Annotated in this window: 22 protein-coding genes; 13 read left to right on the forward strand and 9 right to left on the reverse strand. The window is 49.4% G+C overall.

Features of this window, described 5'->3' with window-relative positions; genetic code table 11:
• A partial coding sequence (locus UC15_RS08385) for an Ig-like domain-containing protein (protein WP_157960972.1) occupies positions 1 to 3,197 on the reverse strand: 3,197 nt, incomplete at its 3' end.
• A gap of 82 nt (positions 3,198 to 3,279) precedes the next feature.
• The gene (locus tag UC15_RS08390; RefSeq protein ID WP_112288036.1) at positions 3,280 to 4,638 is read right to left on the reverse strand and encodes a TolC family outer membrane protein; all 1,359 of its coding nucleotides are present in this window, start codon (positions 4,636 to 4,638) and stop codon (positions 3,280 to 3,282) included.
• Between the two features lie 1,072 nt (positions 4,639 to 5,710).
• On the opposite strand from UC15_RS08390, the gene UC15_RS08395 reads away from it, so the two are divergent.
• On the forward strand, positions 5,711 to 6,295 hold the full coding sequence (locus UC15_RS08395) for a hypothetical protein (RefSeq protein ID WP_112288037.1): 585 nt from the start codon (positions 5,711 to 5,713) through the stop codon (positions 6,293 to 6,295).
• A 111-nt stretch (positions 6,296 to 6,406) separates the two neighbouring features.
• Here UC15_RS08395 and UC15_RS08400 read toward each other — a convergent pair whose 3' ends face one another.
• The gene (locus tag UC15_RS08400) at positions 6,407 to 7,021 is read right to left on the reverse strand and encodes a LuxR C-terminal-related transcriptional regulator (protein WP_112288038.1); all 615 of its coding nucleotides are present in this window, start codon (positions 7,019 to 7,021) and stop codon (positions 6,407 to 6,409) included.
• A 678-nt stretch (positions 7,022 to 7,699) separates the two neighbouring features.
• A complete protein-coding gene (locus UC15_RS08405; protein WP_112288039.1) occupies positions 7,700 to 7,966 on the reverse strand; it encodes a hypothetical protein in 267 nt (88 codons plus the stop codon).
• Between the two features lie 144 nt (positions 7,967 to 8,110).
• On the opposite strand from UC15_RS08405, the gene UC15_RS08410 reads away from it, so the two are divergent.
• Both UC15_RS08410 and UC15_RS08415 read left to right on the forward strand, forming a co-directional pair.
• A complete protein-coding gene (locus UC15_RS08410; protein WP_112288040.1) occupies positions 8,111 to 9,001 on the forward strand; it encodes a LysR family transcriptional regulator in 891 nt (296 codons plus the stop codon).
• Positions 9,002 to 9,236: 235 nt separating this feature from the next.
• Positions 9,237 to 9,728 (forward strand): hypothetical protein, encoded by a 492-nt coding sequence (locus tag UC15_RS08415; RefSeq protein WP_112288041.1) that lies wholly within the window; start codon positions 9,237 to 9,239, stop codon positions 9,726 to 9,728.
• A gap of 56 nt (positions 9,729 to 9,784) precedes the next feature.
• Here the strand turns inward: UC15_RS08415 and UC15_RS08420 are convergent, their stop codons facing one another.
• Positions 9,785 to 10,999 carry an NAD(P)/FAD-dependent oxidoreductase gene (locus UC15_RS08420; RefSeq protein WP_112288042.1) on the reverse strand — a complete coding sequence of 405 codons (1,215 nt, stop codon included), beginning with the start codon at positions 10,997 to 10,999 and terminating at the stop codon, positions 9,785 to 9,787.
• Positions 11,000 to 11,319: 320 nt separating this feature from the next.
• Here UC15_RS08420 and pitA point away from each other — a divergent pair, with 320 nt between their 5' ends.
• The gene (gene pitA / locus UC15_RS08425) at positions 11,320 to 12,825 is read left to right on the forward strand and encodes an inorganic phosphate transporter PitA (RefSeq protein ID WP_112288043.1); all 1,506 of its coding nucleotides are present in this window, start codon (positions 11,320 to 11,322) and stop codon (positions 12,823 to 12,825) included.
• A 211-nt stretch (positions 12,826 to 13,036) separates the two neighbouring features.
• On the opposite strand, the gene uspB is transcribed toward pitA, so the two are convergent.
• Positions 13,037 to 13,372 carry a universal stress protein UspB gene (gene uspB / locus UC15_RS08430; RefSeq protein WP_112288044.1) on the reverse strand — a complete coding sequence of 112 codons (336 nt, stop codon included), beginning with the start codon at positions 13,370 to 13,372 and terminating at the stop codon, positions 13,037 to 13,039.
• A 339-nt stretch (positions 13,373 to 13,711) separates the two neighbouring features.
• Here uspB and uspA point away from each other — a divergent pair, with 339 nt between their 5' ends.
• The 3 genes from uspA (at position 13,712) to UC15_RS08445 (ending at position 15,076) form a co-directional block, all read left to right on the forward strand.
• Positions 13,712 to 14,152 (forward strand): universal stress protein UspA, encoded by a 441-nt coding sequence (gene uspA, locus UC15_RS08435; protein ID WP_014333460.1) that lies wholly within the window; start codon positions 13,712 to 13,714, stop codon positions 14,150 to 14,152.
• A 229-nt stretch (positions 14,153 to 14,381) separates the two neighbouring features.
• Positions 14,382 to 14,675 (forward strand): ADP-ribosyl-(dinitrogen reductase) hydrolase, encoded by a 294-nt coding sequence (locus UC15_RS08440; RefSeq protein WP_112288045.1) that lies wholly within the window; start codon positions 14,382 to 14,384, stop codon positions 14,673 to 14,675.
• A 38-nt stretch (positions 14,676 to 14,713) separates the two neighbouring features.
• Positions 14,714 to 15,076: a hypothetical protein gene (locus UC15_RS08445; protein WP_112288046.1), complete on the forward strand. Its 363-nt coding sequence runs from the start codon at positions 14,714 to 14,716 to the stop codon at positions 15,074 to 15,076.
• 76 nt (positions 15,077 to 15,152) lie between these two features.
• On the opposite strand, the gene rsmJ is transcribed toward UC15_RS08445, so the two are convergent.
• Together rsmJ and prlC are read right to left on the reverse strand one after the other, a co-directional pair.
• A complete protein-coding gene (gene rsmJ, locus UC15_RS08450; RefSeq protein ID WP_112288047.1) occupies positions 15,153 to 15,899 on the reverse strand; it encodes a 16S rRNA (guanine(1516)-N(2))-methyltransferase RsmJ in 747 nt (248 codons plus the stop codon).
• Between the two features lie 9 nt (positions 15,900 to 15,908).
• Positions 15,909 to 17,969 carry an oligopeptidase A gene (gene prlC, locus UC15_RS08455; RefSeq protein WP_112288048.1) on the reverse strand — a complete coding sequence of 687 codons (2,061 nt, stop codon included), beginning with the start codon at positions 17,967 to 17,969 and terminating at the stop codon, positions 15,909 to 15,911.
• Between the two features lie 336 nt (positions 17,970 to 18,305).
• Here prlC and UC15_RS08460 point away from each other — a divergent pair, with 336 nt between their 5' ends.
• From UC15_RS08460 to gorA, 6 genes are all read left to right on the forward strand, one after another.
• Positions 18,306 to 19,616, forward strand: coding sequence for a 6-phospho-beta-glucosidase (locus UC15_RS08460; RefSeq protein ID WP_112288049.1), 1,311 nt, complete (start codon positions 18,306 to 18,308; stop codon positions 19,614 to 19,616).
• Positions 19,617 to 19,634: 18 nt separating this feature from the next.
• Positions 19,635 to 20,888: a PTS sugar transporter subunit IIC gene (locus UC15_RS08465; RefSeq protein WP_112288050.1), complete on the forward strand. Its 1,254-nt coding sequence runs from the start codon at positions 19,635 to 19,637 to the stop codon at positions 20,886 to 20,888.
• A gap of 27 nt (positions 20,889 to 20,915) precedes the next feature.
• Positions 20,916 to 21,953 carry an oxidoreductase gene (locus tag UC15_RS08470; protein ID WP_112288051.1) on the forward strand — a complete coding sequence of 346 codons (1,038 nt, stop codon included), beginning with the start codon at positions 20,916 to 20,918 and terminating at the stop codon, positions 21,951 to 21,953.
• A gap of 89 nt (positions 21,954 to 22,042) precedes the next feature.
• On the forward strand, positions 22,043 to 22,771 hold the full coding sequence (locus tag UC15_RS08475) for a GntR family transcriptional regulator (RefSeq protein ID WP_112288052.1): 729 nt from the start codon (positions 22,043 to 22,045) through the stop codon (positions 22,769 to 22,771).
• A gap of 80 nt (positions 22,772 to 22,851) precedes the next feature.
• The gene (locus tag UC15_RS08480; RefSeq protein WP_013573521.1) at positions 22,852 to 23,694 is read left to right on the forward strand and encodes a 23S rRNA (adenine(2030)-N(6))-methyltransferase RlmJ; all 843 of its coding nucleotides are present in this window, start codon (positions 22,852 to 22,854) and stop codon (positions 23,692 to 23,694) included.
• 165 nt (positions 23,695 to 23,859) lie between these two features.
• Positions 23,860 to 25,212 carry a glutathione-disulfide reductase gene (gene gorA / locus UC15_RS08485; protein WP_112288053.1) on the forward strand — a complete coding sequence of 451 codons (1,353 nt, stop codon included), beginning with the start codon at positions 23,860 to 23,862 and terminating at the stop codon, positions 25,210 to 25,212.
• 61 nt (positions 25,213 to 25,273) lie between these two features.
• Here the strand turns inward: gorA and cho are convergent, their stop codons facing one another.
• Positions 25,274 to 26,125 (reverse strand): excinuclease Cho, encoded by an 852-nt coding sequence (gene cho / locus UC15_RS08490; RefSeq protein ID WP_112288070.1) that lies wholly within the window; start codon positions 26,123 to 26,125, stop codon positions 25,274 to 25,276.
• Positions 26,126 to 26,276 lie beyond the last annotated feature (151 nt).

Below are 26,276 nucleotides of genomic sequence, written 5' to 3' on the forward strand. Positions count from 1 at the left end.
GCAGTGATATCCACCAGAACCGAACCGCTGACGCTGCTGCTGTTGCCCGCCACATCTTTCACCGTGGCATTCACGGAGTACGTGCCGTCGGTCAGCATCGAGGCGTCCGCCGCCGGAACTGAGGTGCTCCAGGTGCCGTCGGTGCCAACGGTCGCGGTGTAATCTTTGCCGTTCAGGGTGAGGGTTACCACCTGACCGGCTTCAGCCGTTGAAGTCCCGCTCAGCACCACATCCGCGCCCGCTTCCGCGCTGTTCAGCACATTGTCACCGGCGATGGTATTGATGGTGATGGCTGGAGCAACGGTATCAACCGTCACATCCTGAGCTGCGCCCACGCTGTTGCCCGCCGCATTGGTCACGCTGACGCTGACTGTCGCGTCACCGTCTTTCAGAGTGCGCATATCCGCAGCAGGAACTTTCACGCTCCAGCTGCCGTTGTCCTGCACGGTCGCGGTATAGATGTGGCCCGCGAAGTTCACGGTCACGGTCTGACCGGCTTCTACGTTTTGGGTCGAACCGCTCAGCGTCAGGTCTGCCGCTTTTTCTGCTGCGTTTATGATGTCGTCTGCAGCAATCGTATCAATCGCAATGGCGAGGCTGCTCAGATCAACGGTCACGTTACTGGAGATGGTCACAGAGTTGCCGGAGACATCAGAGCCGCTGACGCTTATGGCAATCTGACCCGCTGGCCAGTTCGCCACGTCCGCTGCCGGAACCGCCGCAGACCACGCGCCATTCGCGCCCACGGTCGCCTGATAATCGACGCCGTTGATGGTCACGGTGACCGAACTTCCTGCCGCGATATCGGTGCTGGTGCCGCTGATAATCTGGTTCTGCTGGATCTCGATGCTGTTGACGATATCGTCGCCAGCCACCGTATCAATGCGCAGACCCGGCAGACCGGCGTCGATATTGATCTCGCGATCGGCGCTGCCGGTGTTGCCGTGCTGATTAGTAACGCTGGCGGAAATTGTCAGGTCGCCATCGCCGAACTCTTTCAGGTCTGCGGACGGCACGCTGACGCTCCAGCTCAGGTCGTTCTGCACTGTCGTGGTATAGACATTGCCACCCACGGTGACAGTGACGACATCGCCCGCCGCCGCATTGGTGACTTTGCCGCTGATGGTCTGATCGGCGTCAATTTCAGTGGCATTAATAATGTCGTCGCCTGCCGTGACTGCAATGGTGACATTCGGCAGAACGGAGTCGACAACTACGTTGTGTGTGGCTGAACCGCTGTTACCTTCAGCGTCAGTGATGCTGGCGGAAAGGGTATAGGTTGCTTCGCCGAGTTTTGAAACATCGGTGGCCGGAACGGTGACCGTCCAGTTACCGCCGGATACGGTTCCGGTGTAGGTAATGCCGTTCAGCGTCAGGGTAACCGGCGTGCCATCGGTACTGTTGCTGGTCCCGCTGATTTCCAGCGCTTCGCCCTTTTCAATGGCATTAATGACGTCGTCGGTGGCAACGGTATTAATTGCCAGTTCCGGCACTTCTGAAGCAACCAGTACTGATGTTGACTGCGAGCCCGTGTTACCCGCTTTATCAGTGATGCTGACGTTGACTTCGTAACTGCCATCCGCCAGTGAACTGAATACGGACGCCGGTAAACCGACACTCCATGAGCCATCAGCCGCCAGCGTGGTTGTGTAAGTCTGACCATTGATGACCAGCGTCACGGTGTCGCCTGCTTCTCCACCGGTACTGGTGCCGCTGACGATTTGCGCCTGAGTTTGCTCTGCGCTGTTGAGGATATTGTCACCGGCGATGGTATTGATGGTGACGACCGGAACCGTGGTATCGACCAGTACATCGTGCGTGGTGGAGGTGCTGTTCCCCGCCGTATCGCTGACCGAGGCGCTGACAGTGACATTTCCGTCTTTGAGTACGCCCGCATGGGCAGCAGGGACATCCACCAACCAGTGACCATTGGCATCAACGGTTGCGCTGTAGGCGATACCGTTAAGCAGCAGCGTCACAACCTGCCCGGCTCCGGCATCCGACGTCCCGCTGAGCGTCAGTGGCTGACCTGCTTCTGCGGCATTGAGAATATCGTCTCCCGCGACAGTGTTAATCACCAGCGCAGGAGGATGGGTATCAACCGTTAAGGTCGAGCTGGAAGTAATGGTATTGCCCGCGCGATCCACGCCGCTGACCTGAACGGTATACACGCCGTCGGCAAGGGCCTGCGCATCCGCAGCCGGGACATTGACCGACCAGCTGCCGTCTGCCGCCACGGTGGTCTGCCAGCTTGAACCATTGAGGGAAACCGTCACGGTGGTTCCCGCGGCCAGATTCGCGCTTTGGCCAGACATGGAAACATCTGCGCCCGCTTCTGCGGCATTCAGCACGTTATCTCCGGCCAGCGTATCGACACTCAGTGACGCTTTTTCGGTCACGATGTTGAGCGTAATGGAACCCGCGCTGGTGCTGGAACCATTGCTTTCCTGAACCACAATGTAGGTATGAGATCCCGCAGACTGAGGCGCGAGCTGTGCCGTCCACTGTCCGCTGGCATCGACCAGCGTCGTCGCGATAATTTTTCCGCTGGCATCCACAATAGAAATTTCAGCCCCCGGATTACCGGTGCCGGTGAAAGTAGGACGCACGTCATCGGTCACAGCCTGATTGGCAAGAATGCCCTGGCTGTCACCCTGCGTATCCGTCACCAGGAAAGTTGGACGGGCGACTTCGACATCTTTCGTGTTATCAATGACTTTTGTTTTTTCGTCACTGCCGCCGCTGTGGCCCAGCAACGCACCCACGGCACCTGCACCCAGCACGCCAGCCAGCAAGTATGGCCATTCAACACTGACTTCCGTGGTGCTGAGCAGTAAAGGTTCGAGGCCTGCGAGGGGCGTTTCAACCGCATTAACCGTAAAGGCAGCTGTATCATGCGCCGCTGTTGCATCGGTGAAATTAATTTCGGTCAGTTGCTGATTTTCATCCTGGAAAACCAGTTTATTTTCATTATCCTGACCGATATTCTCAAAATATCCTACACAACGGATGACCGAGCCATCCTGCATATGAATAATCAGGTCATTACCGCTTCGTTCATAGCTGGCGACATTTTTCACCGAGTCATGAATAACCACGATGCCCGATTCATTCATTGCGAGTGCCGTATTTCCCTGGGCAGTGAATTCGTTCTTCAGCGACGTTTTGCGAGAGATAATATCTATGCTTCTGCTCATGATATTGTCCTTAATCCTTGTCTGTAATGTGAGGTGTTGTTTCAATGCTAAAAAACATTTTTGTTGTTGATTTAACTGCAGGTTATTTCAGATCGGGTAACGACTGTTTCTCGCCCTGACTAATTCCAAGCTGAGGCAATAAGTTATTTACCGCCGTCGTGTAATTAATCAGTGAATACCAGCTGTCGTATTTGGCGCTGACTTGTGAAAACTCAGCCTGGAAGACGTCCTGCTCTACGCTGAGTAAATCATTCAGCGTACGCTGGTTAAGTTTATATTCGCTTTTGTACACATCGCGCGAGCGGATGGAATCCTGCAACTGTGCTGCGCTGGCCTGCACCTGCCCTTCTGCACCCGCCCAGTTGGCATAAGCTACTGACGCTTTTTGCAAGATATCCAGCTTGGCCTGATCAACGAGCGTCGCAGCAATATTTTTGCGTCCTTCTGCCTGACTCACGCGTGCAGAAACGGCCCCGCCCTGATAGAGCGGCGCATCCACATGTAACTGGATTTGATTATTCCAGTACGGATTATTATTCGTTTCGTAACGCGTCCGGCTGGCCTGTAAACTCAGCGTCGGTAAATAATCCGATTTGGCTTTACTGACTTCATAAGAGGCAGATTCTTGCTGTGTCTGTGCAAATAAAACGGTAGGAATTTTCGAATAATCGATATTCTCCGGCACAACCGGATTATCAAAATCACTGGCGGTAAATGGCTGATAATATTTAGCCTTCACACCGGTCAGCGATTCTAATTGCGCTTTGGCCGCCGATAAACTCGCCTGATATTGTTTCAGCGTTGAACGCATCCCTGAAATACGTGATTGCGCCTGCAATACATCGGAACGGGTACTGAGTCCCGCGTCTGCACGTAATGAAGACATTCTTCTGACGTCTTCCAGGGCACGAATATTTTCCTCAACCGTGCGGGTGAGGTCCTGATATTTTAATACGTCCAGATACGCGGTAGCGGTTTGTTCGGCCACGTCAGACATTGTCGCCAGTAATTTATAGCGATAGCTTTCCTGCGTTGATTTCTGCTGGCTGACATTGGCATTTGTTTTGCCAAAATCATAAACCAGCTGAGAAAGCGTAAGACCATAGGCAGCCGCATTATTCAGGCTGTTAGAAAAATCCTGCTGGGTTGAGTTGCCGGTATTCGCCGTCAGACCCACCTGCGGATACCACGCACTTTGCGCTTCCCGGATCTGCGCCTGACCGATACCCAGCTGATAGGCTTGCTGCGTAACCGAAGGACTGCGAGAAAATGCCTGCAAGATAGTTGATTTCAGATCAACAGAATCAAGCCCTCTCATCGCAGGTGCGTTAGCCCACTCGTTGACATTTTCTGAAACATTTGCAAAGACCACGCCAGGGAATGTCAGTAACACCCCCAAAATGCTTAACGGTATGGCAATAATCTTAGACCACTTTTTCATCTGACACTCCTGTCATTATCCTTAGGGAGAACGTCCTCGTACAGCCATTGCACAGTCCTCCAGCCCCCTGTTTCCTGTGATTCCGGTCTCATTATTACAATCTTCGCGCTGCAGAAAAAGTGGTCAAAAATTACGTAAGTAAGCAGAAATACATTCACGAAGGTGGAAAAATCCTAATGCTTACATTCATTAGGTGAATGTGATTAATGTTATAAATCAGTATGTTGTTTTTAGTAAAAAAGGGAAAAATCTGATCGTCTGAAAGGCGGATTTACAGTGAAAATTGGCATCATTTTGATTGATAGCTTTACAAAACTCAGTCATATCTTAGGATAATTTGCAAAATCCTTACAAATAAATCCCTGTTATTTCCCCTTTAACAGGCATTCGTGACCGTAATCTGATGGAAAAGGAGAGAATAAAAACAAATTTTCACCTACAGATTAAAAGCAACATTTTATTAACAATAATTTAAATACAATGTAAAAACATCTTGCCGTCTCGCGCAATAATGATTAAACATCATCTGACAATCCTCCTTAAGTATTAGCCAACCGGTTATCGTCATTGCGAGATAAAATGGACAACCTTTGCAGAGATTTCATCCGATGTTCTTTCGAAAGTTTCATGAAACGAAAATTCATGGCCTTATCTGAAGGGCATTTTTTTGATGAGGTGATCTTCAAAACAACGATTTTAACGTCTGTTAAATCAGTTAAATTAGTAGTGAGGCGGGTCGCAGCCGGTTTCTTTTCTGGTGTCTATGAGTGTCAGTTTTTGTACATTAACTTAAGAATGTTTAAGTATTAAACGAAGAAATTAAAAATATTCCTAGATACGTAATCTATTTTGTCAGCAATAGAAAAAATACCATCTATTATCAGTCAGTTGCACTATGGGTTTCACAAAGTTTATTTACTTGATAATAAGATGATCATATTTGGTTACGTTGACGATTGCATTCTTACCCGATAGTATACCGGAAAGCTTATTTGGTAATAATAACGGAGATGTATTATCAGGTATACGCAATGATCTCTACGGAAGCCGATGCATTTAAAGGAATGGATTAATGATGCGCATTGCACTTATTGACTCATGCACATTGACATATGTAGGGTTAAAAAACCTCTTTTCTTTAATCCGCACAACTTCAGGTATTACGTTCAATCATATCAGTGCGGAAGATGCGCTGGATAAACATGCTGAAAACTTCGACGTTTATATCCTGGAACCAGGTGAGATCAGCTTCGAGTTTAATATTGATAAATTCATCTATAATTTAAAATCTAAAACACAGCAGGAAAGCAAAGTCATCATCTTCAGTGATAATATCATTGTTAACAGCAAGTTAGCTGACTTTTGCGTATGTAAAGAGAACTCATTCTCGAAAGTATATTTCTTCTTTGACAGCTTATTGAAACGGAAATACGACTCAATCAAACCTTTTCTTGAGGACTATTTGCTCAGTAAAAACGAAGTCATTCTGCTCCGCTGCCTGTCAAAGAACCAGCGAATGAAAAGCATTGAGAAAATCACGGCAATTCCAATTTCTAACCTTTATTACTACAAATACAGCGCGATGAAAAAGCTCGGTCTTAAAAGTACCAAAGAGCTGTTTCACTACCTTAATCGTGTGCTCAATCATTCTGTATGACAGCCGGGCCTCGGTATCTCATCTATAAAAAAAGCTATCGTTTATCGATAGCTTTTTTGCCTTATAAAGACGACTTTTCGAAGTATCCGGGTAAGAAAATCTGCGCCCTGATCACTGCATCAGATACTTGTACAAATCTATCGAATTTTTAAGCCCCAATTTTTTCATGGCATTTCGCTTGTGGGTACTGATCGTCTTACTGCTCTTCCCCATTTTTTGCGCTACACCCGAATTGGTCTTCATGCTTTTAATCTCACATAACACTTCGCGTTCCATTGAGGTCAGACACATTCTCGCCGGATGAAATACTTCATTTTTCTTTCTGTTTAAATAGGGGCTGATTGTCATCTGATAATTAAGGTCAACAACACCGGTAATGAGCATCTTTCTCAGCACCGTCAACTCTTCCTGTTCAGAGATGAGCATATCAATGTTCTCTTCAACCAGGCGTGTCAGTCTGTCGTATTGTTCAATTTTAGTGATTACAATGACGCGCGGTGGCTTGTATAAAAAACCCGTTCTCCGGATGAACTTAATCACAGAGTTGAAGTTTTCTACGTTATTATTTATCTCAATAATAATGCAGTCTACGCTCATGCCAATTCCAGATTCGTAGAACTCATTCAATGAAGAAAACAAGTTAACTTTTGAATTGACATGATTAAGGATCGACGAGAGCGTCAGCATCTCATAATAGCCAGAGTGGATAACAACTGTTTGTTTCATTTATCATTCCATTGGTAGTACTTTCCGTTGTAATTCTTTTCTGAGGAAAAATCCTAATCCTCCTAAACACGGGCTAATCTTAGTGAGGCTGTTTTGACATGTCGATAGCGAGGGGGTCTGGCGGGCGGACTTAGGAATTTTCTAAACTTATTAGATAAATCTGTAAAAAACCAAACAACTAAAAATTAAACACCAGCATTTAACATTTTTTTAGCATAAAACCCCAATCAGAAGTGATAAGTAGTCGCATTCTCTGTTTATATTTGCTTTCAACTATTTTTCCAGTCTGATTGACATGGATTACATCGCTATTATTTTGATGGAGAAAATGGCAAATAATCACCAATACTCAATGATCACTAAACATCTCGCTCTTTTTACTCATTTTGCTTAGGAATTTTCTAGTTTCTTAAGTGAAAAAAATCAGAAGGCAGGATTGATTAATTTTGAGCACAAAATAACAAATCTATTACCTCATCCAGGCGGTTCTGCCGTGAAAGTGATGGGGGTTCTGATATCGCAGGGGCTGAGGCGGGGTGTCTCACTGATCAGACAGAATGCAAAGGGCGCAGTAAAGTGCCCTTTGCATTCGAATACATTCACCAAATCAATTATAAGAACTACTTTTATACGCTTTGGATATTTTGGTTATCCTTTTGAAATAATTTTGTTCCACTTTTAATGAGTAAATTCTTTCCCTTCCAGTAATTCTTGCATTAGCCTTAACTCGTCCTTGTAGATATACCGCAACTGATTTCCATCAGAATAAATATCCTGGGCTCCCATGAAAACCAGACATGGGAATGACTCTGGCGCAGATTCAGAAAGGGCGATGTCCAATTCTTCATCAGTGAGAATCGAGGTATTCATAGGGTTATGGTTAATATTCAAATAATCTTCCACGAACCATTTTTCAAATGTTGGTTTATCAGTCAGGACTTTCATTACACCTTCTTTTCAATAGCACGGTAACGGGTGTTATTAGGCATTCCTCTGGGATAAGACACAATAGAGGTTTTTCGAAGTCGTGCTTTGAATTTTTTATATCACCTGAACTAAGTACTTGATCAAAAGAAGAATAACTGAAAAATGAACAATAAATTTGACTATAATCTCATCAAAACGCTGGTGCTGGTGTATGAAACCCGAAGCATGAGTAAATCCGCGCAAGCATTAGGAATATCATCGCCCACGCTGACCTATGCATTAAATAAACTCAGGGATTATTACGATGATCCCTTATTCATCAAATCTGTTAAAGGACTAAAAGCCACGCCGCTGGCTAACCAGCTTTATCCCTCCTTTAAAAATATTGATGAAGAAATATCCCATTCTTTGATGGTAAGTACTGAGGATCCCCCTGAAATTTCTAACGTTATTATCAGAACCAATACGATGATTGAATATTATTTGATTGATAAGTTATTAAAAAATAAAAAGTTTCCCAAGGAGTTAAATTTTACCTTTAATAACCGTATCATGCTGGAAGACCAGCGAAGTACCGCACTGGTATCAAGAGAAGTCGACATCGATATCGGCTCAGCCATCAGGCATAACCACTCGTTCATTTCAACAAAGATTGCTCAGTCACGGATCGTGGGTTTGTGTCGGAAAGGACATCCCCGTATAAAAAACCAATTGAGCGACAAGCAGTGGATGGCAGAAGAGCATATCGTTCTCAGCTCTGCCGAAACCAGCGCTTACCTTCCTGAGAAGCTGTACGGATTGTCTCATCAGAGGAATATCCGTTACAGATCTAACTCGCTGATTAATATGCTTTACTGTATTGAAAAAAGTGATGCTGTGATGTTCTTTCCGGCATTCCTGCTCAAGCACATCCCCGTACACTTAAACGTGCGCAATGTCGAAATCCCCTGGATGGAGGAAGATACTATTGATATTTATGCTTATATTCACAGTAAGGCGAAAAATGACGAGAGACTGGAATGGATTATCCATTTGCTGAAGGATAGAAAATAAATTATGACGGAGTCTGCTGTAAAATATCTTATAGCCTGGAGGCACCACTCGTAAAACTGGACATCAAAAAATCCGATCAATAATGAGCAATTCAGTTTACTAAAAACAATTTTCATTTAACTACATACAATTCTGGAGTGGAGCTTTTAAATTTTTGGCAGCTATTATGGTGTAATCATATATTCACTTCCAATAGGGTGAATTCAAACCTCCCTCAATTTATTAGAAGATTAATATGATTACAATTGAAAGAAGCATTCTCAGAAAAGGCCACATCGGTTTTAAAGTTGCTGCATACCAGCAGCTTGATCATATGCGTACGCTGCACTCATCCTTTCAGAGGGAAGCTGACTGGGCCGGATTTTACGTGGCCAAAACTAAAAATGTGGCGGCGGGATATCGTGTTGATTACCAGCATCCCTACGGGCATACGGTCACGCTTATCCATGATATGAAAGTGCTTATATGTAAAGGACCGGAACTGGAGAACTCAAGTATTACCGGTTTTGCTAAAGCCAGAATGATTATAGATGCCCTGCCAGAGGACATGAAAACATCTGTCATGAAACTGAACAGCCCCTTAATTCCCGCGCTGGGGAGGCTGGGATTTTGTTATCAGGGCCCTCATGATGATGAGGGTGGAATTGAAATCATCATCCCGAACAGGCTGATTGCGTTTGTGGCAATGCATGAGAAAATTGATTTTGGCGTTAACAAATACTTTTAATAAGACGAAAAAATGAGGAGCAGCTGGGAAAATTCTCCGACTGCTCAGATATCCATTTAGGGCTGATTCACTGCGAACGACCGCGCCACCAAATCTTGCGCACACGCCCACGCCGAACTCCAGGCCCACTGGAAGTTATACCCGCCGAGCCAGCCGGTCACATCCACCACTTCGCCGATGAAATACAAACCGGGGACTTTCGCCGCCGCCATCGTTTTAGATGACAACTCTTTGGTATCGACACCGCCGAGTGTCACTTCTGCCGTGCGGTAACCTTCGGTGCCATTCGGCTGCACCTGCCAGTTTTGCAGCTGTTCCACCAGTGCGGCCTGTTGCGGCACGTTAAGCTGTTTGAGCGTCACATCCGGAAGCTGTCCCAGCGTTTGCAAGCATTCGACCAGACGCTTCGGCAACTGCATCGCCAGCGTATTCTTCAGGCTCTGATTCGGATGCTCCTGACGCTGCGTATTCAAAAACGCCGCCAGATCGACATCAGGAAGTAAGTTAACACTTACAAACTCACCAGGCTGCCAGTAGCTTGAAAGCTGTAAAACAGCCGGACCGGAAAGGCCACGGTGAGTAAACAGAATACTTTCGCGGAATACGGTACCGTCTTCGGCGGTCAGCACCGCAGGAACGGAAACGCCGGAAAGCGTCTGTAAATGTTCGAGAAGCGGCTTATGCAGGGTAAACGGCACCAGACCAGCACGGGTCGGCAACACTTTCAGGCCAAACTGCTCCGCCAGACGATAACCAAACGGCGAAGCGCCGAGTCCCGGCATGGAAAGTCCGCCGCTGGCAACAACAAGTGAGTGAGTGCTCACAGTTGAGCCGTTCACGTTGATAACAAAGCCTTCTTCCGTTTTCTGAACGTCGGTGATTTCACTTCTCAGACGCACATCAACGTTACCCGCTTCGCACTCTTTATCAAGCATCGCCACAATCTGCTGCGCGGAGTCATCACAGAAAAGCTGGCCGAGGGTTTTCTCATGCCAGGCGATATTGTAACGGTTGACCATATCGATGAAATCCCACTGGGTGTAACGCGCCAGTGCAGATTTACAGAAATGCGGATTTTCAGAAAGATAAGCCGCCGGCTCGGCGTAAAGGTTCGTGAAGTTGCAGCGTCCGCCGCCCGACATCAGGATTTTACGTCCGGTTTTTTTGCCATTATCCAGCAGCAGAACCCGGCAGCCACCCTGTCCGGCCTGTGCCGCACAGAACATACCTGCAGCACCTGCACCAATGACGACCACATCAACCTGTTCCACTTTTGGCCTCTCTTTATGAATATTCGACTACGTTTTAGATAGGGTTTCCCCTTCTGAGCGGGCGTGCTGCCCACTGAGTGGCGCGAATTGTAAGGGACAGGCGCGTCTTAAACCAGTCAGACAGCTTGCTTTCTGAACGTCGTAAGTAAATGTTTCAAGCGACAAAGGAGGAATAAGATTTTGATAAATAAAAATTTAATTGAAACCGACGCGATTATTGAACTGTTTTTAGTCAAAAAAATGTCATATTTTCCTTTTCCCCTCACCCTGTTCTCGCAGATAATGCGCGGCGTTCATGACCACTAACTGGCGTAACAATTATGCTGCATCTATTTGCCGGGTTGGATATTCATACCGGTTCGTTGTTGATTCTCGCGTTACTGTTTGTTCTGTTCTACGAAGCGATTAACGGCTTCCATGATACGGCCAACGCAGTAGCAACCGTCATCTATACCCGGGCAATGCGTTCGCAATTAGCGGTCGTGATGGCAGGGGTATTTAACTTCTTTGGCGTTCTGCTGGGTGGTTTGAGCGTGGCCTATGCCATCGTCCATTTACTCCCAACCGATCTGCTGCTCAATGTAGGTTCCGCACATGGTCTTGCCATGGTGTTCTCTATGTTACTGGCGGCGATCATCTGGAACCTCGGCACCTGGTATTTTGGTTTGCCGGCGTCCAGTTCCCATACCCTTATCGGCGCCATCATTGGCGTAGGGCTGACCAATGCATTAATGACCCACACTTCCGTGGTCGATGCATTAAACATCCCTAAAATGATTGGTATTTTTGCTTCGCTGATTATCTCTCCGCTGGTCGGGATGATTATCGCCGGTACCATGATTTTCCTGCTGCGCCGTTACTGGAGTGGCAATAAGAAACATGCCCGTATCCACCTGACACCGGCGGAACGTGAGAAGAAAGACGGCAAGAAAAAGCCGCCATTCTGGACACGTACCGGTCTGATTCTGTCGGCTATCGGCGTGAGTTTCTCTCACGGCGCTAACGATGGTCAGAAGGGTATCGGTCTGATCATGCTGGTGCTGATTGGTGTGGCGCCAGCGGGTTTTGTGGTGAATATGAACGCGACCGGTTACGACATTACCCGTACCCGCGACGCCGTGACTCACCTCGGCCAGTATTACCAGCAACATGTTGATGCCGTGCCGCACGTGGTTGCACAGACCCCAATGGTGCCTGCACCGGACGTCAATATCGCACCGACCGATGAGCCTAAAGTGTTCCACTGCGACAGCAGCCACGCACTTGACGCTATCGGCCGCGCGCAAACACTGCTGACCAATCTTCAGTCTTACAGCGACCTGGCACCGGAAGAACGCAGCCATATGCGCCGTCTGCTGATGTGTGTTTCTGATACTGCGGATAAAGTGGCCAAGCTGCCGGAAACCTCTCCTGCGGATAAACGCTTCCTCGGCGAGCTGAAAACAGACATTCTGCAAACCGTTGAATACGCACCAATCTGGATCATCATTGCTGTCGCTTTGGCGCTGGCACTGGGTACCATGATTGGCTGGAAACGCGTGGCGACCACCATCGGTGAGAAGATTGGTAAGAAAGGCATGACGTACGCACAAGGCTTGTCTGCACAGCTGACCGCGGCCGTTTCTATCGGCGTTGCCAGCTATACGGGTATGCCGGTTTCCACCACACACGTGCTGTCTTCTGCGGTGGCAGGGACCATGATTGTGGATGGCGGCGGTGTGCAGTCGAAGACCGTGAAGAACATTGCAATGGCGTGGATCTTAACCCTGCCAGTGTCGATTGTCCTTTCCGGCGTGCTGTACTGGCTTGCGCTGAAGCTGATCTGATAGCTTTCTGAACGGCATTAAAAAGGCGACCCTGCTCAGCACGGTCGCCTTTTTTGTTTCCTTTTCCACACATCCTCCCTAATTCATAACCAAAGTAACTGGAGTTGCAGCAAGGCAGCAAGCGAGAGAATCCCGATGCGCTGACACAAGTCAGTGATTCGGGTGAACGAGAGCCGCTAACGCCGCTGCAGCTTCAAGTACGAAGGGTATGCTAATACCAGATCAGCATCGCTAACATACTGATTAAAATTAATCCGACCAGTGCAGTTGTCAGCATAAACTGACCGCGGACCCGTTCACAACGGCGGATAAACTCAGGATCGTGATGTTCAACATAGCGCTGAGCATAAATGTAACGCACCAGTCTTATTTGTTTGCTGGGCTGACCGTGCGACGTGAAGAATCCCCCGCCATCAACGTACTGATACAGCAGCGGATCGCACCCCCGCAGTACCACCAGCAATGCGCGCAAAGAAGAGTAATAGCGCAGCATATTCACGACACACACAAAACATAAAGCCCAAAACAGCGCAACGGGACTGATCATGATTCCCCCTCAAGGCGAACTGACACCGCGCAATGCACCGGTAAAATAGCGGCGCATACCCGACGTTTCGCCCTGCCTTTCCGCAATTTCACACCCCCGGGCAAACTGCGCCCGCCCTCTTTTCGTACCACAGAAGATTGCCAAAGCAGGAGAAGCCTGCATTATTGAGTGTAGGAAACGAATCCCGAACTGTTCATATTATTTCTATCTATAGATGCCCGGATTTCGAAATGGGATCTGTATGCTTGATTTCTCTGACCATTTTGGCGCTATACTGAAGTCATGACATTCGCATGATGCTGATATTGCTATTAACCGACTTATGGAAGGAGTTTTCTTATGGCTTACAAACACATACTGATTGCTGTTGACCTCTCACCTGAGAGCAAAGTTTTAGTCGAGAAAGCGGTTTCCATGGCGCGTCCGTATAACGCCAAGGTGTCCCTGATCCACGTTGATGTGAACTATTCAGACCTGTACACCGGTCTTATCGACGTCAATCTGGGCGACATGCAGAAACGTATTTCCGAAGAGACGCACCACGCGCTGAACGAACTGTCGCAAAACGCCGGTTACCCGATTTCAGAAACCCTGAGCGGCAGCGGTGATTTAGCGCAGGTGCTGGTGGATGCCATCAATAAATATGGCGTGGATTTAGTGCTGTGCGGCCATCACCAGGATTTCTGGAGCAAACTGATGTCGTCCGCGCGCCAGCTGATCAACACCGTTCACATCGACATGTTGATCGTGCCTTTGCGCGATGAGGAAGAAGAAGCGTAAGACGTATTATTGCGTTAACGCTGACATAAAAATGCCCGCAGGTGAAAACCGGCGGGCATTTTTTTATGAGATTTTAACGTGGAATTCTGGTCAATCCCTGAGCAAAAGCGTATTTTGTATATACAGAACGTTTTCATATCTGCATAAAATCAATATCTGTCTGTTTATTAAACATAATAAATTAAAATGTCAGGTATATACGGATGAAGTTTTTCATACAGGATGTATCATGAAAATCCAGTTTTCAGCGGCAGTGAAAGAGAAATTGTTCGTAAAGCACAGTGTTGTGGAGAAAGAGGTCTTCGAATGTTTTGCTAACCGTGAGGGTAATTACCTTAAGGATACCCGAGAGAAGCACCTGACGACGCCGCCCACCTTGTGGTTTATTGCTGAAACGAACAGAGGCCGTACACTTAAAATTTGCTTTGTGCCACCCTATAACGGGCTCCCGGTTCAGCTAAAATCAGCTTTCGAGCCTAACGAAATTGAAAGGCGAATTTACGCCAGTAAAGGTGCTCTTTGAAAATCGGCAGTCACGCTCCAAATTTAGAGGAAGACATTATGACGACCCGCCAGGATGCTCAGGATAATGCAGAAATGTGGGATAACCGCGAACTGGGTGCATCCGAAGAACACGCAGAAGCGGTTTCCCCGTCTGAGGCCGCTGAGTACGATGACATGATGGAACTTCAGGCAATTTCAATCAGGCTGCAAAAGTCGCTGCTCAATAACCTGAAAACTATCGCGGCACATCACCAGATTGGTTACCAGCCGATGGTCAGGGATTTGCTCACGCGCTTTGCAGAAGCTGAAATGAAAAAAATCCTAATTGAGCAGTTAAACAAGATCGACGAGGCACAACGGGATCGCGAAAAAACCGTGCCAGTCACTGAGTTTATTGAGGATTTGCGTAATCAGGCATGAACATAAGAAACCAGAACGTTATGCAGTGCTTTCTGGTTTCTTTTTCATCTCGTTGAGATATGACAACAGCAGCTTTCTATAACGGCGTATAAATATCAAACCGGTGACTCTTGGTCACAACTGCGGCCTGTGCGGCGATATCAGCCATTGGCGGAGCATAGTCCGGGCGTTTTACCACGATACGTTTAGTCGCTAAGCGGCGCGCCGGTTCCAGCAGGCCGTCGGCATCTTCATCCGGGCCGACTAATCCCTGGAAAACCCGCATCTCTTTCTTCACCAGCGCACTTTTCTGTTTGTGCGGATACATCGGGTCGAGATACACCACTTCCGGTTTAGGCGACAGTTCCGCCAGCGCAGTCAGGCTGGAGGCGTGCAGCAGCGTCATGCGCTCGCGCAGCCACGGGCCGATTTCTGCATCACGATAGCCACGCGCCAGCCCGTCATCGAGCAGCGCCGCAACCACCGGATTGCGCTCCAGCATCCGCACTTTGCAGCCCAGAGAGGCCAGCACAAACGCATCGCGGCCCAGTCCTGCGGTCGCGTCGACCACATCCGGCAGATAGCTGCCTTTGATACCGACGGCTTTCGCTACCGCTTCGCCACGTCCGCCGCCGAATTTGCGACGATGCGCCATCGTGCCGCCGACGAAATCGACAAAAATCGCGCCGAGTTTGGGCTCGTCGCGTTTGCGTAATTCCAGACGTTCAGGCGTCAGCACCAGCGCCATCACGGCATCCGGATCAGACGTCAGATTCCAGCGCTGCGCCAGAACAGATAAGGCGCCTTCATCGGCGCCTTCTTCACACAGTAAACACACACTCACAGGCAGAGGTTATCCTTTGATTCCGTAGTGGCGCAGCATAGCATCCAGCTGCGGCTCACGCCCGCGGAAGCGTTTGAACAGCTCCATTGGCTCTTCAGAACCGCCGCGCGACAGAATGTTATCCAGGAACGACTGACCGGTTTCGCGGTTGAAAATCCCTTCTTCTTCAAAGCGGGAATAGGCATCGGCCGACAGCACTTCCGCCCACAGATAGCTGTAATAACCCGCCGCATAACCGCCTGCAAAGATGTGGCTGAAGGCGTGCGGGAAGCGTCCCCATGACGGTGACGGCACCACGGCAACCTGTTTCTTGATTTCTGCCAGCGTTTGCAGGATTTGCGCGCCTTTGGCCGGGTCATATTCCGCATGCATACGGAAATCGAACAGACCGAACTCCAGCTGACGCAGGATAAACAGCGCCGCCTGATAGTTCTTCGCCGCCAGCATTTTATCCAGCATCTCTTTCGGCAACGGTTCGCCGGTTTCGAAATGACCAGAGATAAATGCCAGTGCATCCGGCTCCCAGCACCAGTTTTCCATAAACTGACTTGGCAGCTCGACAGCATCCCACGGCACACCGGAAATGCCGGCCACTCCCGGGGTGTCGATGCGGGTCAGCATATGATGCAAGCCGTGACCGAACTCATGGAACAGCGTGGTGACTTCGTTGTGCGTGAACAGCGCCGGTTTGTTGCCCACCGGACCGTTAAAGTTACAGGTGAGATACGCGACCGGTTTTTGCAGTTCGCCGTCCGCTTTACGCATGCTGCCGACGCAGTCATTCATCCATGCGCCACCGCGTTTGTGCTCGCGGGCATACAGATCGAGATAGAAACTGCCGCGCAAGTCGCCGGTTTCATCAAACAGATCGAAGAAACGCACGTCTTTGTGCCAGGTTTCTACGTCTTTACGTTCTTTGGCGGTGATGCCGTAAATGCGTTTCACCACTTCGAACAGCCCTTCCAGCGCACGCTGTTCAGGGAAGTACGGGCGTAGCTGCTCGTCGTTGATAGAGAACAGATGCTGTTTCTGTTTTTCACCGTAGAACGGCAAATCCCAGGCTTCCATTTCATCCACGCCGAAATGTTCTTTGGCGAAAGCTCGCAGCTGCGCCAGTTCCTGCTCGCCCTGCGGACGCGCACGTGTTGCCAGACCGCTCAGGAAGTCGATCACCTGTTTCGGGCTTTCGGCCATTTTGGTGGCGAGCGACATATCCGCGAAGGAATCAAAACCTAACAGCTGAGCCAGTTCGTGACGCAGCGCCAGTTCTTCAGCCATCACTTCACTGTTGTCCCACTTACCGGCATTCGGGCCCTGATCGGACGCACGGGTCGCGAACGCACGGTACATTTCTTCGCGCAATTCACGGTTTTCGCAGTACGTGATCACCGGCAGATAGCTTGGGATATCCAGCGTTAACAACCAGCCTTCCTGCTCTTTCGATTCCGCCAGCGCTTTCGCCGCGGCCAGTGCGCTTTCCGGCAGACCTTTCAGGTCATTCTCATCCGTGATGAGTTTGCTCCAGCCCATGGTGGCATCGAGCACGTTGTTGCTGTAGGTCGAACCCAGCTCAGACAGACGCGCGGAAATTTCGCCATAGCGTTTTTGTTTTTCCATCGGCAAACCAATGCCGGATAACTCGAAATCGCGCAGCGCGTTATCAATGGCTTTTTTCTGCGCCACGGAGAGCGTACTGAAATGTTCGCTGTCTTTTAAATCGCGGTATGCCTGATACAAACCGGCATGTTGCCCGGTCCAGGTGCTGAATTCAGACAGAATTGGCAGGCATTGCTCGTAAGCTTCACGCAGTTCCGGGTTGTTTTTCACTGCATTGAGATGCCCGATCGGCGACCAGATACGGCTCAGGCGATCGTCACTTTCGGCCAGCGGCTGACACAGGTTTTCCCACGTATAAGGCGCCCCCTGCGCGACGACGCGTTCAATGGTCTGGCGGCTTTCTTCGATAGCGGATTTCATCGCAGGGACAATATGTTCAGGCTTGATCGCAGAGAAAGGTGGCAGGGCGAACGGTTTTAAGAGCGGATTCGACGCGTTTTGCTGTTCAGTCATAGGGCCAGTCCTTCGTAATAGCGTTTGGGGCTGATGCGTCTGTGGCGCACCACGCCGTGAATTCGGGTCGTCTTAAAGATGACGTAACTTCTAACATGCGGTCAAGTTATGGGGAAATCAATGGGTGGCGGCGATTTCGCCCGGCGGCCATAGATATTCATGTTATCAATCACTCCCGTTCGGATTATCAGGTTGCAGCAAGACCTGCCTCGCAATTTTCATCTTTGTCTGTCTCCTGCCGCTAAACCCTATTTACAACGAGGTTATTCCTGTTAGCTTCCCGTTATCTGGCGTATGCCAGTTCACTTTTTCCACAACACAGGGAGTCAGCAGGGAATGAAAACACTCAAAATTGTCACACTGGGCGGCGGCTCAGGTTACACACCGGAACTGATCGACGGATTTATCCGGCGCTACGACGAATTGCCGGTTTCGCAGTTCTGGCTGGTGGATATCGCAGCCGGTGAGGAAAAGCTGAAAATCGTCGGTGCGCTGGCACAACGGATGGTCAAAAAAGCCGGGCTCCCGATTACCGTGCATCTGACCACCGACCGCGAAGCCGCGCTGCGTAACGCGGACTTCGTTACGACTCAGCTGCGCGTCGGCCAGCAGGAAGCCCGTATTCACGATGAGGCGATCCCGCTGAAATACGGCGTTCTCGGCCAGGAAACCACCGGTGCAGGCGGCTTTATGAAGGCACAGCGCACCATTCCCGTGCTGTTAGATTTGTGCCGCGATATGGAAAGGTTGTGCCCGGATGCGTGGCTGATCAATTTCACCAATCCGGCAGGGATTGTTACTGAGGCCATTGAAAAATATTCGAGCATCAAAACGCTGGGCATTTGCAGCGGTGCGAACAGCATGATGATGGATATCGCGAAGGTGTATGACGTCGGTCGTGAAGACGTATATGCCCGCGTGATGGGGCTGAATCACCTGATATTTGCCGATCAGATCGCCGTCAAAGGCCACGACGTCACCGCAGAATTTATTGAGAAACTGGCGCAGGGCAATGGCCAGAATCAGCTGAAAAACATTCCCGATACCGGATTGCCACCGGCCTTTATCCGCGCGCTTGGCCTGTATCCCCTTTCCTACCTGAAGTATTTCTATCTGCAGCGTGAAATGGTGGCGCACAGCGTAAAAGACAGCCAGACGCACGGCACACGCGGAGAACAAACGCGTGAAATAGAACGCCAGCTTTTTGAACTCTATAAAAACCCGCAGCTTGAGAGCAAACCGAAAGAACTGGAAAGCCGGGGCGGTGCGTATTACTCGGATACTGCCTGTTCGATCATCAGCGCGATTTATAACAACCGGCAGGAGATCCACGTCGTCAATACGCTCAATCGCGGAGCAACGCCCGATCTCGACGAAAACAGTGTGGTAGAAACGAACGCAATGATAGATCGTCGGGGTGCGCATCCTCTGGCTTACGGGCGTTTGCCGGTGAAAATCCGTGGCCTGATCCAGAGCGTCAAAGCCTTTGAGGAACTCACCATCGAAGCCGCCGTCACTGGCGATTATTCCACCGCATTAATGGCGCTTTCGGTGCATCCGCTAATGCCGTCAGTGGATATTGCCGAAAAAATTCTCGACGAATACCTCGTTGTAAACCGGCCTTTCCTGCCGCAATATCCACAATAATCACGGGCATATCACATCATGATGAAATTCATAGAATCACGACTGGTGCCGTGTCTGGTTAAAGTCGGTGATAACGTTATTCTGGTCGCCGTGCGCAACGGCATTACGCTGACGCTGCCGTTTATTATTTCCGGCAGTATTTTCTTAATTATCGCCAATCTGCCGATCCCCGGATGGACAGAATATTTAGGGCAGTTTGGCACCGCGCTGAATGCACCGGTTCTGGTCACGTTCGGGATCATCGGTTTAATTTCGGCCATGGGCATCAGTTATAACCTGGCGAAACATTATAAGCTTGACGGACTGACCTGCTGCGCCATTACTGTCGCCGTATTCCTGATGGCGCAGTTAAATGATGACTACACGCTTAACGTCGATAATCTCGGCGCTGCGGGGTTATTCTCCGCCATTATTCTTTCGATCCTCACCGTCTATATCATTCGCTTTTTCATCGAACATAAAATCTATATCCGGCTGCCGGATAACGTGCCGCCGGCTGTGCTGCAATCTTTTGTCAGCGTGATCCCGGCGATTGTCTGTCTGGCGCTGGTGTGGTTTGTACGGGTGATCCTGCATTTTGATATCAACGCATTCTTCACGCTGATCCTCAGCCCGCTGGTCATCGGACTTGGCACACTGCCGGGCATGTTAATTTTGGTGTTTCTTATCTCGCTGCTGTGGTGTTGCGGGATCCACGGCACCAACGTGCTCTCCGGCATTACCGCGCCGATATTTCTTAAGTTTATTGTCGAAAATACTCAGGCTTATCTCAGCCACCAGCCGATACCACATATCTTCGCTGAAGGATTTTATAACTTCTTTATTTGCACCGGCGGTTCAGGCGCGACGATGGGGCTGGTTCTGGCGATGATGATGTCGAAAAGTCGTTATTATAAATCGCTGGGTCGCATGTCTTTTGCACCCTCGCTGTTTTGTATTAATGAGCCGGTCATTTTCGGCGTGCCGATGGTGTTTAATCCGCTGATGATGCTGCCGTTAATTATCACGCCGATGCTGTTATGCACCCTGTCGTATTTTCTGATGACTTTTAACATTATTGGCCGCCCGGTATTACAAATTCCCTGGACGATGCCGCCTTTGCTGAACGGATATTTCGCCACCGGCGGCAATATTCCGGCGGCTTTGTGGTCAGGCGTCATGATTATTATTTCGACAATCATTTATTATCCCTTCTTCCGGCTGATGGAAAAGAAACAGCTGGCACTGGAAGAAGCGGGTATTCCAGTTAATGCAGCGCAGGTCAGTGCATAAACACCAATCACAATGGAAGGAAACGTCATGAAGATAAACTGTGCATTTGCAGGATTTGGGAAAAGCGCGACACGTTACCACTTGCCTTACGTTTTACAGCGACGCGACCTGTTTCAGGTTAAAACCATTTTCGATATCACCCGTCGCCCGGACATTGAAAAAGAGGAGGCGTATCAGGGCATCCGTTTCACCTCTGATCTGAACGATATTCTGCACGACGAAAGTATTACGCTGGTGACGCTGTGTACGCCGCCGCAAACCCATTATGACCTGGCAAAGCGGTGCCTTGAGCACGGGAAAAATGTCATCGTCGAAAAACCGTTTACCCGGACGCTGGCAGAAGCGCAGTCGCTATTTGCGCTCGCCGCCGAAAAAGGGCTGACCGTGATGCCATATCAGAACCGGCGCTTCGACAGCTGTTTTTTAGCGGTTAAAAAAGTCATCGACAGCGGCGTGCTCGGTAAAATTGTCGAGTTCGAAAGTCATTTCGATTACTTCCGTCCTGACGCCCCAGATGCTCCGGCAGATTATACCCACGGCGCTTTTTACGGCCTGGGCGTTCATCTTGTCGATCAGGTGGTCAGCCTGTTCGGACGACCAGATTTGGTGCATTACGATATCCGTTCGGTGAGAAATAAAAACAATCCTGACGATACCTTTGAACTGCAACTTTATTACGGCGAAACCAAAGCTATGGTGAAATGCAGCCATCTGGTGATGCAGCCTTACCCGAAATTTATTCTTCACGGGGAAAAAGGCTCCTTTATTAAACTGAATATCGATCAGCAGGAAACCTGTCTGAAAGCCGGGAATTTACCGGGCACTCCGGACTTTGGTCAGGAAACGGAATATGGCGTGCTGAAATACATTGATGACAGCGGCGAAACCATTACCGAACATGTCGATGCGGGCAACGGCGATTATGGCCGCGTTTATGATGCTGTATATGCCACGATATGTCAGGGACATGCGCCGTATGTGCCAGCCGCTGATGTGATGACCACCATGGAAATTCTGCACCGTGCCTTTGAACAGCCTTCGCCTGCATTGATCAGGCTCTGCTGAAACATCCCGGACCGGGGCGAACGCTTCCGGTCCGCGAGGCATGTGTCTATACTGCTCAAAAATAACTCTGACATGAAGAAGTTACGCTAATGGCCGCCCGTTATATTGATATCAAAAACAGCCTGAAACAGGCCATCCTGAACAAAGAATATCGTGTCGGTGACAAAATTCCTTCCGAGCGGGAACTGGCGGCTCGCTTTGAAGTGACACGCGTGACGCTGCAAAAAGCCATGCATATGCTGGAGCAGGAAGGCTTTATCGAACGCATTCATGGCAAAGGGATGTTCGTCACCAAAGTGATTGAAGACAATGTTTATCTGCTCAATAACGGCACCAGCGATTCTATTCTCGGTTTTTCGCGCGAATTTAAAGATAACGTGAAAGTCTCCAGCCGCTTAATCAGCCTGAAAACGCGTAAAGCCGGTGAATATATCGCCAGTCAGCTGGATATTAATGAAAATGACGACGTGCATTATATCCGCCGCGTCCGGCTGGTGGACAATATTCCGGTCCTGATCGAAGACTCCTATATTCCCTGTGCGGTAATAGATATTATTCCTGAGTCTGTTTTACAGAACGGGTCTTTATATGAATTTATCGAGAATAAAACCGGCCGGAAAATTAAATTCTATAACTCAGTGATCGAAGCTTCGCTGTTCGACGACACGCTTTCTGCGCTGCTGGAAAGCGAAACCGGTCTGCCGATGCTGAAAGTCTCTGGCATCACCAAACTGGAAGACGGAAAAACCTTCAACTACTCAATCAGTTATAACCGTGCGGACAAATTCAAAATCAAGAACAGCTGGGTTGGGAAGTAAGATCGCCCCTGCAACGTGAAGTATGAAGGGTGTAAACAGTTTATACTGTCGGCAATACGCCACTCCGGAACAATAAAGTTATGTTGAGTTACCGCCACAGTTTTCACGCAGGCAACCATGCCGACGTACTGAAACACACCGTTCAGAGCCTGATCATTGAATCTCTGAAAGAAAAAGAAAAGCCCTTCCTTTATCTCGACACCCACGCGGGTGCCGGGCGCTATCAGCTGAGTGGCGAACACGCCGAACGCACCGGCGAATATCTGGAAGGCATCGCGCGCATCTGGCAGCGGGACGATATTCCTGAAGAACTGGCGGCGTACATGTCTGTCGTCAATCACTTCAACCGCAATGAAAATCTGCGTTATTACCCGGGTTCGCCGCTGATTGCCCGTCAGCTGTTACGTGAAGACGACAAACTGCATCTGACCGAACTGCACCCGAGCGATTTCCCGCTGCTGCGCAGTGAATTCCAGAAAGATGACCGTACCCGCGTTGCGCGTGCCGACGGTTATCAGCAGCTGAAAGCTCAGTTGCCACCACCTTCACGTCGTGGCCTGATCCTGATGGACCCGCCGTACGAAATGAAAACCGATTATCAGGACGTGGTAAAAGGCATTCAGGAAGGCTACAAACGTTTTGCCACCGGCACTTACGCGCTGTGGTATCCGGTGGTGATGCGTCAGCAAATCAAGAAAATGCTGCGTGATCTCGAAGCGACCGGCATTCGCCGTATTCTGCAAATCGAACTGGGCGTGCGCCCGGACAGCGATCAGCGCGGTATGACCGCTTCCGGCATGATCGTCATTAATCCGCCGTGGAAACTCGAGCAGCAGATGAACAACGTTCTGCCGTGGCTGCTCAAAGTGCTGGTGCCATCCGGTACCGGTCATACTACGGTTAACTGGGTTGTGCCTGAGTAAGTAAAGCTTTTCCCCTCGCTGAGGCCTTTTTCAAAGGTCTCAGCTATCAAACCTATTGCAATCATTGATCCAATCTTTTCCACAACACGTTAAACTCTTAACCAAATTTTGAGATTAACGACGCTGAATCAGTGTCTCCATTTTTCACAACTTACGGATAAAACGATGACCAAACATTATGACTATCTGGCAATTGGCGGCGGCAGCGGCGGTATCGCATCAATCAACCGTGCAGCCATGTATGGGAAAAAATGCGCGCTGATCGAAGCTAAAGAGCTGGGCGGCACGTGCGTCAACGTGGGTTGTGTCCCGAAAAAAGTGATGTGGCACGCCGCGCAAATCGCTGAAGCGATCCGCAACTACGGCCCGGATTACGGCTTTGATACCACCGTGAACAGCTTCAACTGGAAAACTCTGGTCGCCAACCGTACCGCTTACATCGACCGTATCCACACCTCGTACGACAACGTGCTGGGCAAAAATAAAGTGGACGTGATCAAAGGCTTCGCGCGTTTTGTCGACGATCACACCGTTGAAGTCAACGGCGAGAAGATCACCGCGGATCACATCCTGATCGCCACCGGCGGTCGTCCGAGTCATCCAAATATTCCGGGTGCAGAATACGGTATCGATTCAGACGGTTTCTTCGATCTGACCGAAATGCCAAAACGTGTTGCAGTAGTTGGCGCAGGTTACATCGCGGTAGAAATCGCCGGTGTGATGAACGCGCTGGGTGCCGAAACCCATCTGTTCGTGCGTAAACACGCCCCGCTGCGTACTTTCGATCCGCTGATCGTTGAAACGCTGGTTGAAGTAATGGAAACCGAAGGTCCGGAGCTGCATAAAGAGTCCATTCCGAAAGAAGTGGTGAAAAATGCCGACGGCAGCCTGACGCTGAAACTGGAAAACGGACAAGAATTTGAAGTCGACAGCCTGGTGTGGGCGATTGGCCGCGAACCGGAAACTGACAACTTCAACCTGAAGGCGACTGGCGTGAAAACCAACGATAAAGGTTACATCGTCGTCGATAAGTTCCAGAACACCAGCGTTAAAGGCATTTACGCCGTGGGCGATAATACCGGTGCGGTAGAACTGACTCCGGTTGCCGTTGCTGCGGGTCGTCGTTTGTCTGAGCGTCTGTTTAACAACAAACCTGACGAACATCTGGATTACAGCAACATCGCGACCGTCGTGTTCAGTCACCCGCCAATCGGTACTGTCGGCCTGACCGAACCACAGGCGAAAGAGCAGTTTGGCGAAGACAACGTGAAAGTGTACAAATCCGCATTTACCGCGATGTACACCGCCGTCACGCAGCACCGCCAGCCGTGCCGCATGAAGCTGGTGTGCGTCGGTGCTGAAGAGAAAATCGTCGGCATCCACGGTATCGGCTACGGCATGGACGAAATGTTGCAGGGCTTCGCGGTCGCACTGAAAATGGGCGCAACCAAGAAAGACTTCGACAACACCGTCGCCATCCATCCGACCGGTGCGGAAGAGTTTGTTACCATGCGTTAATTCGCCAGTCGGTAAAAAATAAAGGCCTGAGATTTTTGATCTCAGGCCTTTTTTCTTGCCGTCAGTCCAGCAAAATCACTTTCGAACTGTCCGTCTCGAATAGCGGCCTGCAGAGAATTTTATAACTGTCACGGTCAAAGTGCGGCACGGCGATATCAAAGGCTTTCGCGGCCTCCAGCGTTTTTACCGTGCCCAGATAGAACCAGTGATTGATGACGTGATAATCCGTCTGACCATTGGCTTCTTCGACGATAGCGATCCGTCCCGGATACGGCCAGCTGCGGATTTTCAGGGTGCTTAGCGCGCTTCTGAGACGCGTCTGATGGGCTTCCGGCGTTTCTTTACCGCAACAGACGCCGGCACATTTGCCCAGTGAGAAGCGGAAACAGGCGCGATTTTTTGACAGTTTTTCCAGCCCCAGCGCGCCATAACACAGCTTTTCCTGATCGGCGATATCCCGGATTTTTTCGACTGCCGACATTTTAGTTTTAAACAGGCCAAATAAATCTTCACTGTGGGAGAAATCCACGTCATCGCTGAACACAATGCTGGCCGTCAGCCCCTGAAGCCGGATGGAACACAGTTTGCGGGCGGTACGCAGACGCTTATTGAACAGCGGACGACGGGTTTTAATCAGGTCAGATTCCAGCAATAACGCACCGACTTCACCGATCGTTTCAATGTGTTCGATATCGCGGGTCATATGCAGAAGTTTGGCTTCGGCAGGATTGCGAAAGTGCGACATCACGCGGCTACGGATATTCACGCTTTTGCCGATATACAGCGGAAAAGCCTTATCGTCACCGTAAAAAATATAGACACCGCTGCTGCCGGGTAAATTTTCTAAGGTATGGCGAAGATGTTCAGGGTACTGATAGAGCTCGGTAAAAAGCTCTTTTTCGGGATTCCACAAAATAGCTGACCTGCTTTGACCGGATAAACGTTGTATAGAAAACAAACGGATAATACTGGTAATGTATACAGTCATCAACCTCTGGTTAACTATTTGTTGCGTTATACCTCTAAACAATACGAAATGGGGTAGCCATCACTACCGGAAATGT

The organism is Rahnella sp. AN3-3W3, from assembly GCF_003263545.1.
Taxonomy (GTDB): Bacteria; Pseudomonadota; Gammaproteobacteria; order Enterobacterales; family Enterobacteriaceae; genus Rahnella; species Rahnella variigena.

What these genes read in the sequence shown, in the direction of transcription:
- UC15_RS08390 (WP_112288036.1), bottom strand. Translation starts at nt 4,638, where the DNA reads ATGAAAAAGTGGTCTAAGATTATTGCCATACCGTTAAGCATTTTGGGG.
- UC15_RS08395 (WP_112288037.1), top strand. Translation starts at nt 5,711, where the DNA reads ATGATGCGCATTGCACTTATTGACTCATGCACATTGACATATGTAGGG.
- UC15_RS08400 (WP_112288038.1), bottom strand. Translation starts at nt 7,021, where the DNA reads ATGAAACAAACAGTTGTTATCCACTCTGGCTATTATGAGATGCTGACG.
- UC15_RS08405 (WP_112288039.1), bottom strand. Translation starts at nt 7,966, where the DNA reads ATGAAAGTCCTGACTGATAAACCAACATTTGAAAAATGGTTCGTGGAA.
- UC15_RS08410 (WP_112288040.1), top strand. Translation starts at nt 8,111, where the DNA reads ATGAACAATAAATTTGACTATAATCTCATCAAAACGCTGGTGCTGGTG.
- UC15_RS08415 (WP_112288041.1), top strand. Translation starts at nt 9,237, where the DNA reads ATGATTACAATTGAAAGAAGCATTCTCAGAAAAGGCCACATCGGTTTT.
- pitA (WP_112288043.1), top strand. Translation starts at nt 11,320, where the DNA reads ATGCTGCATCTATTTGCCGGGTTGGATATTCATACCGGTTCGTTGTTG.
- uspB (WP_112288044.1), bottom strand. Translation starts at nt 13,372, where the DNA reads ATGATCAGTCCCGTTGCGCTGTTTTGGGCTTTATGTTTTGTGTGTGTC.
- uspA (WP_014333460.1), top strand. Translation starts at nt 13,712, where the DNA reads ATGGCTTACAAACACATACTGATTGCTGTTGACCTCTCACCTGAGAGC.
- UC15_RS08440 (WP_112288045.1), top strand. Translation starts at nt 14,382, where the DNA reads ATGAAAATCCAGTTTTCAGCGGCAGTGAAAGAGAAATTGTTCGTAAAG.
- UC15_RS08445 (WP_112288046.1), top strand. Translation starts at nt 14,714, where the DNA reads ATGACGACCCGCCAGGATGCTCAGGATAATGCAGAAATGTGGGATAAC.
- prlC (WP_112288048.1), bottom strand. Translation starts at nt 17,969, where the DNA reads ATGACTGAACAGCAAAACGCGTCGAATCCGCTCTTAAAACCGTTCGCC.
- UC15_RS08460 (WP_112288049.1), top strand. Translation starts at nt 18,306, where the DNA reads ATGAAAACACTCAAAATTGTCACACTGGGCGGCGGCTCAGGTTACACA.
- UC15_RS08465 (WP_112288050.1), top strand. Translation starts at nt 19,635, where the DNA reads ATGATGAAATTCATAGAATCACGACTGGTGCCGTGTCTGGTTAAAGTC.
- UC15_RS08470 (WP_112288051.1), top strand. Translation starts at nt 20,916, where the DNA reads ATGAAGATAAACTGTGCATTTGCAGGATTTGGGAAAAGCGCGACACGT.
- UC15_RS08475 (WP_112288052.1), top strand. Translation starts at nt 22,043, where the DNA reads ATGGCCGCCCGTTATATTGATATCAAAAACAGCCTGAAACAGGCCATC.
- UC15_RS08480 (WP_013573521.1), top strand. Translation starts at nt 22,852, where the DNA reads ATGTTGAGTTACCGCCACAGTTTTCACGCAGGCAACCATGCCGACGTA.
- gorA (WP_112288053.1), top strand. Translation starts at nt 23,860, where the DNA reads ATGACCAAACATTATGACTATCTGGCAATTGGCGGCGGCAGCGGCGGT.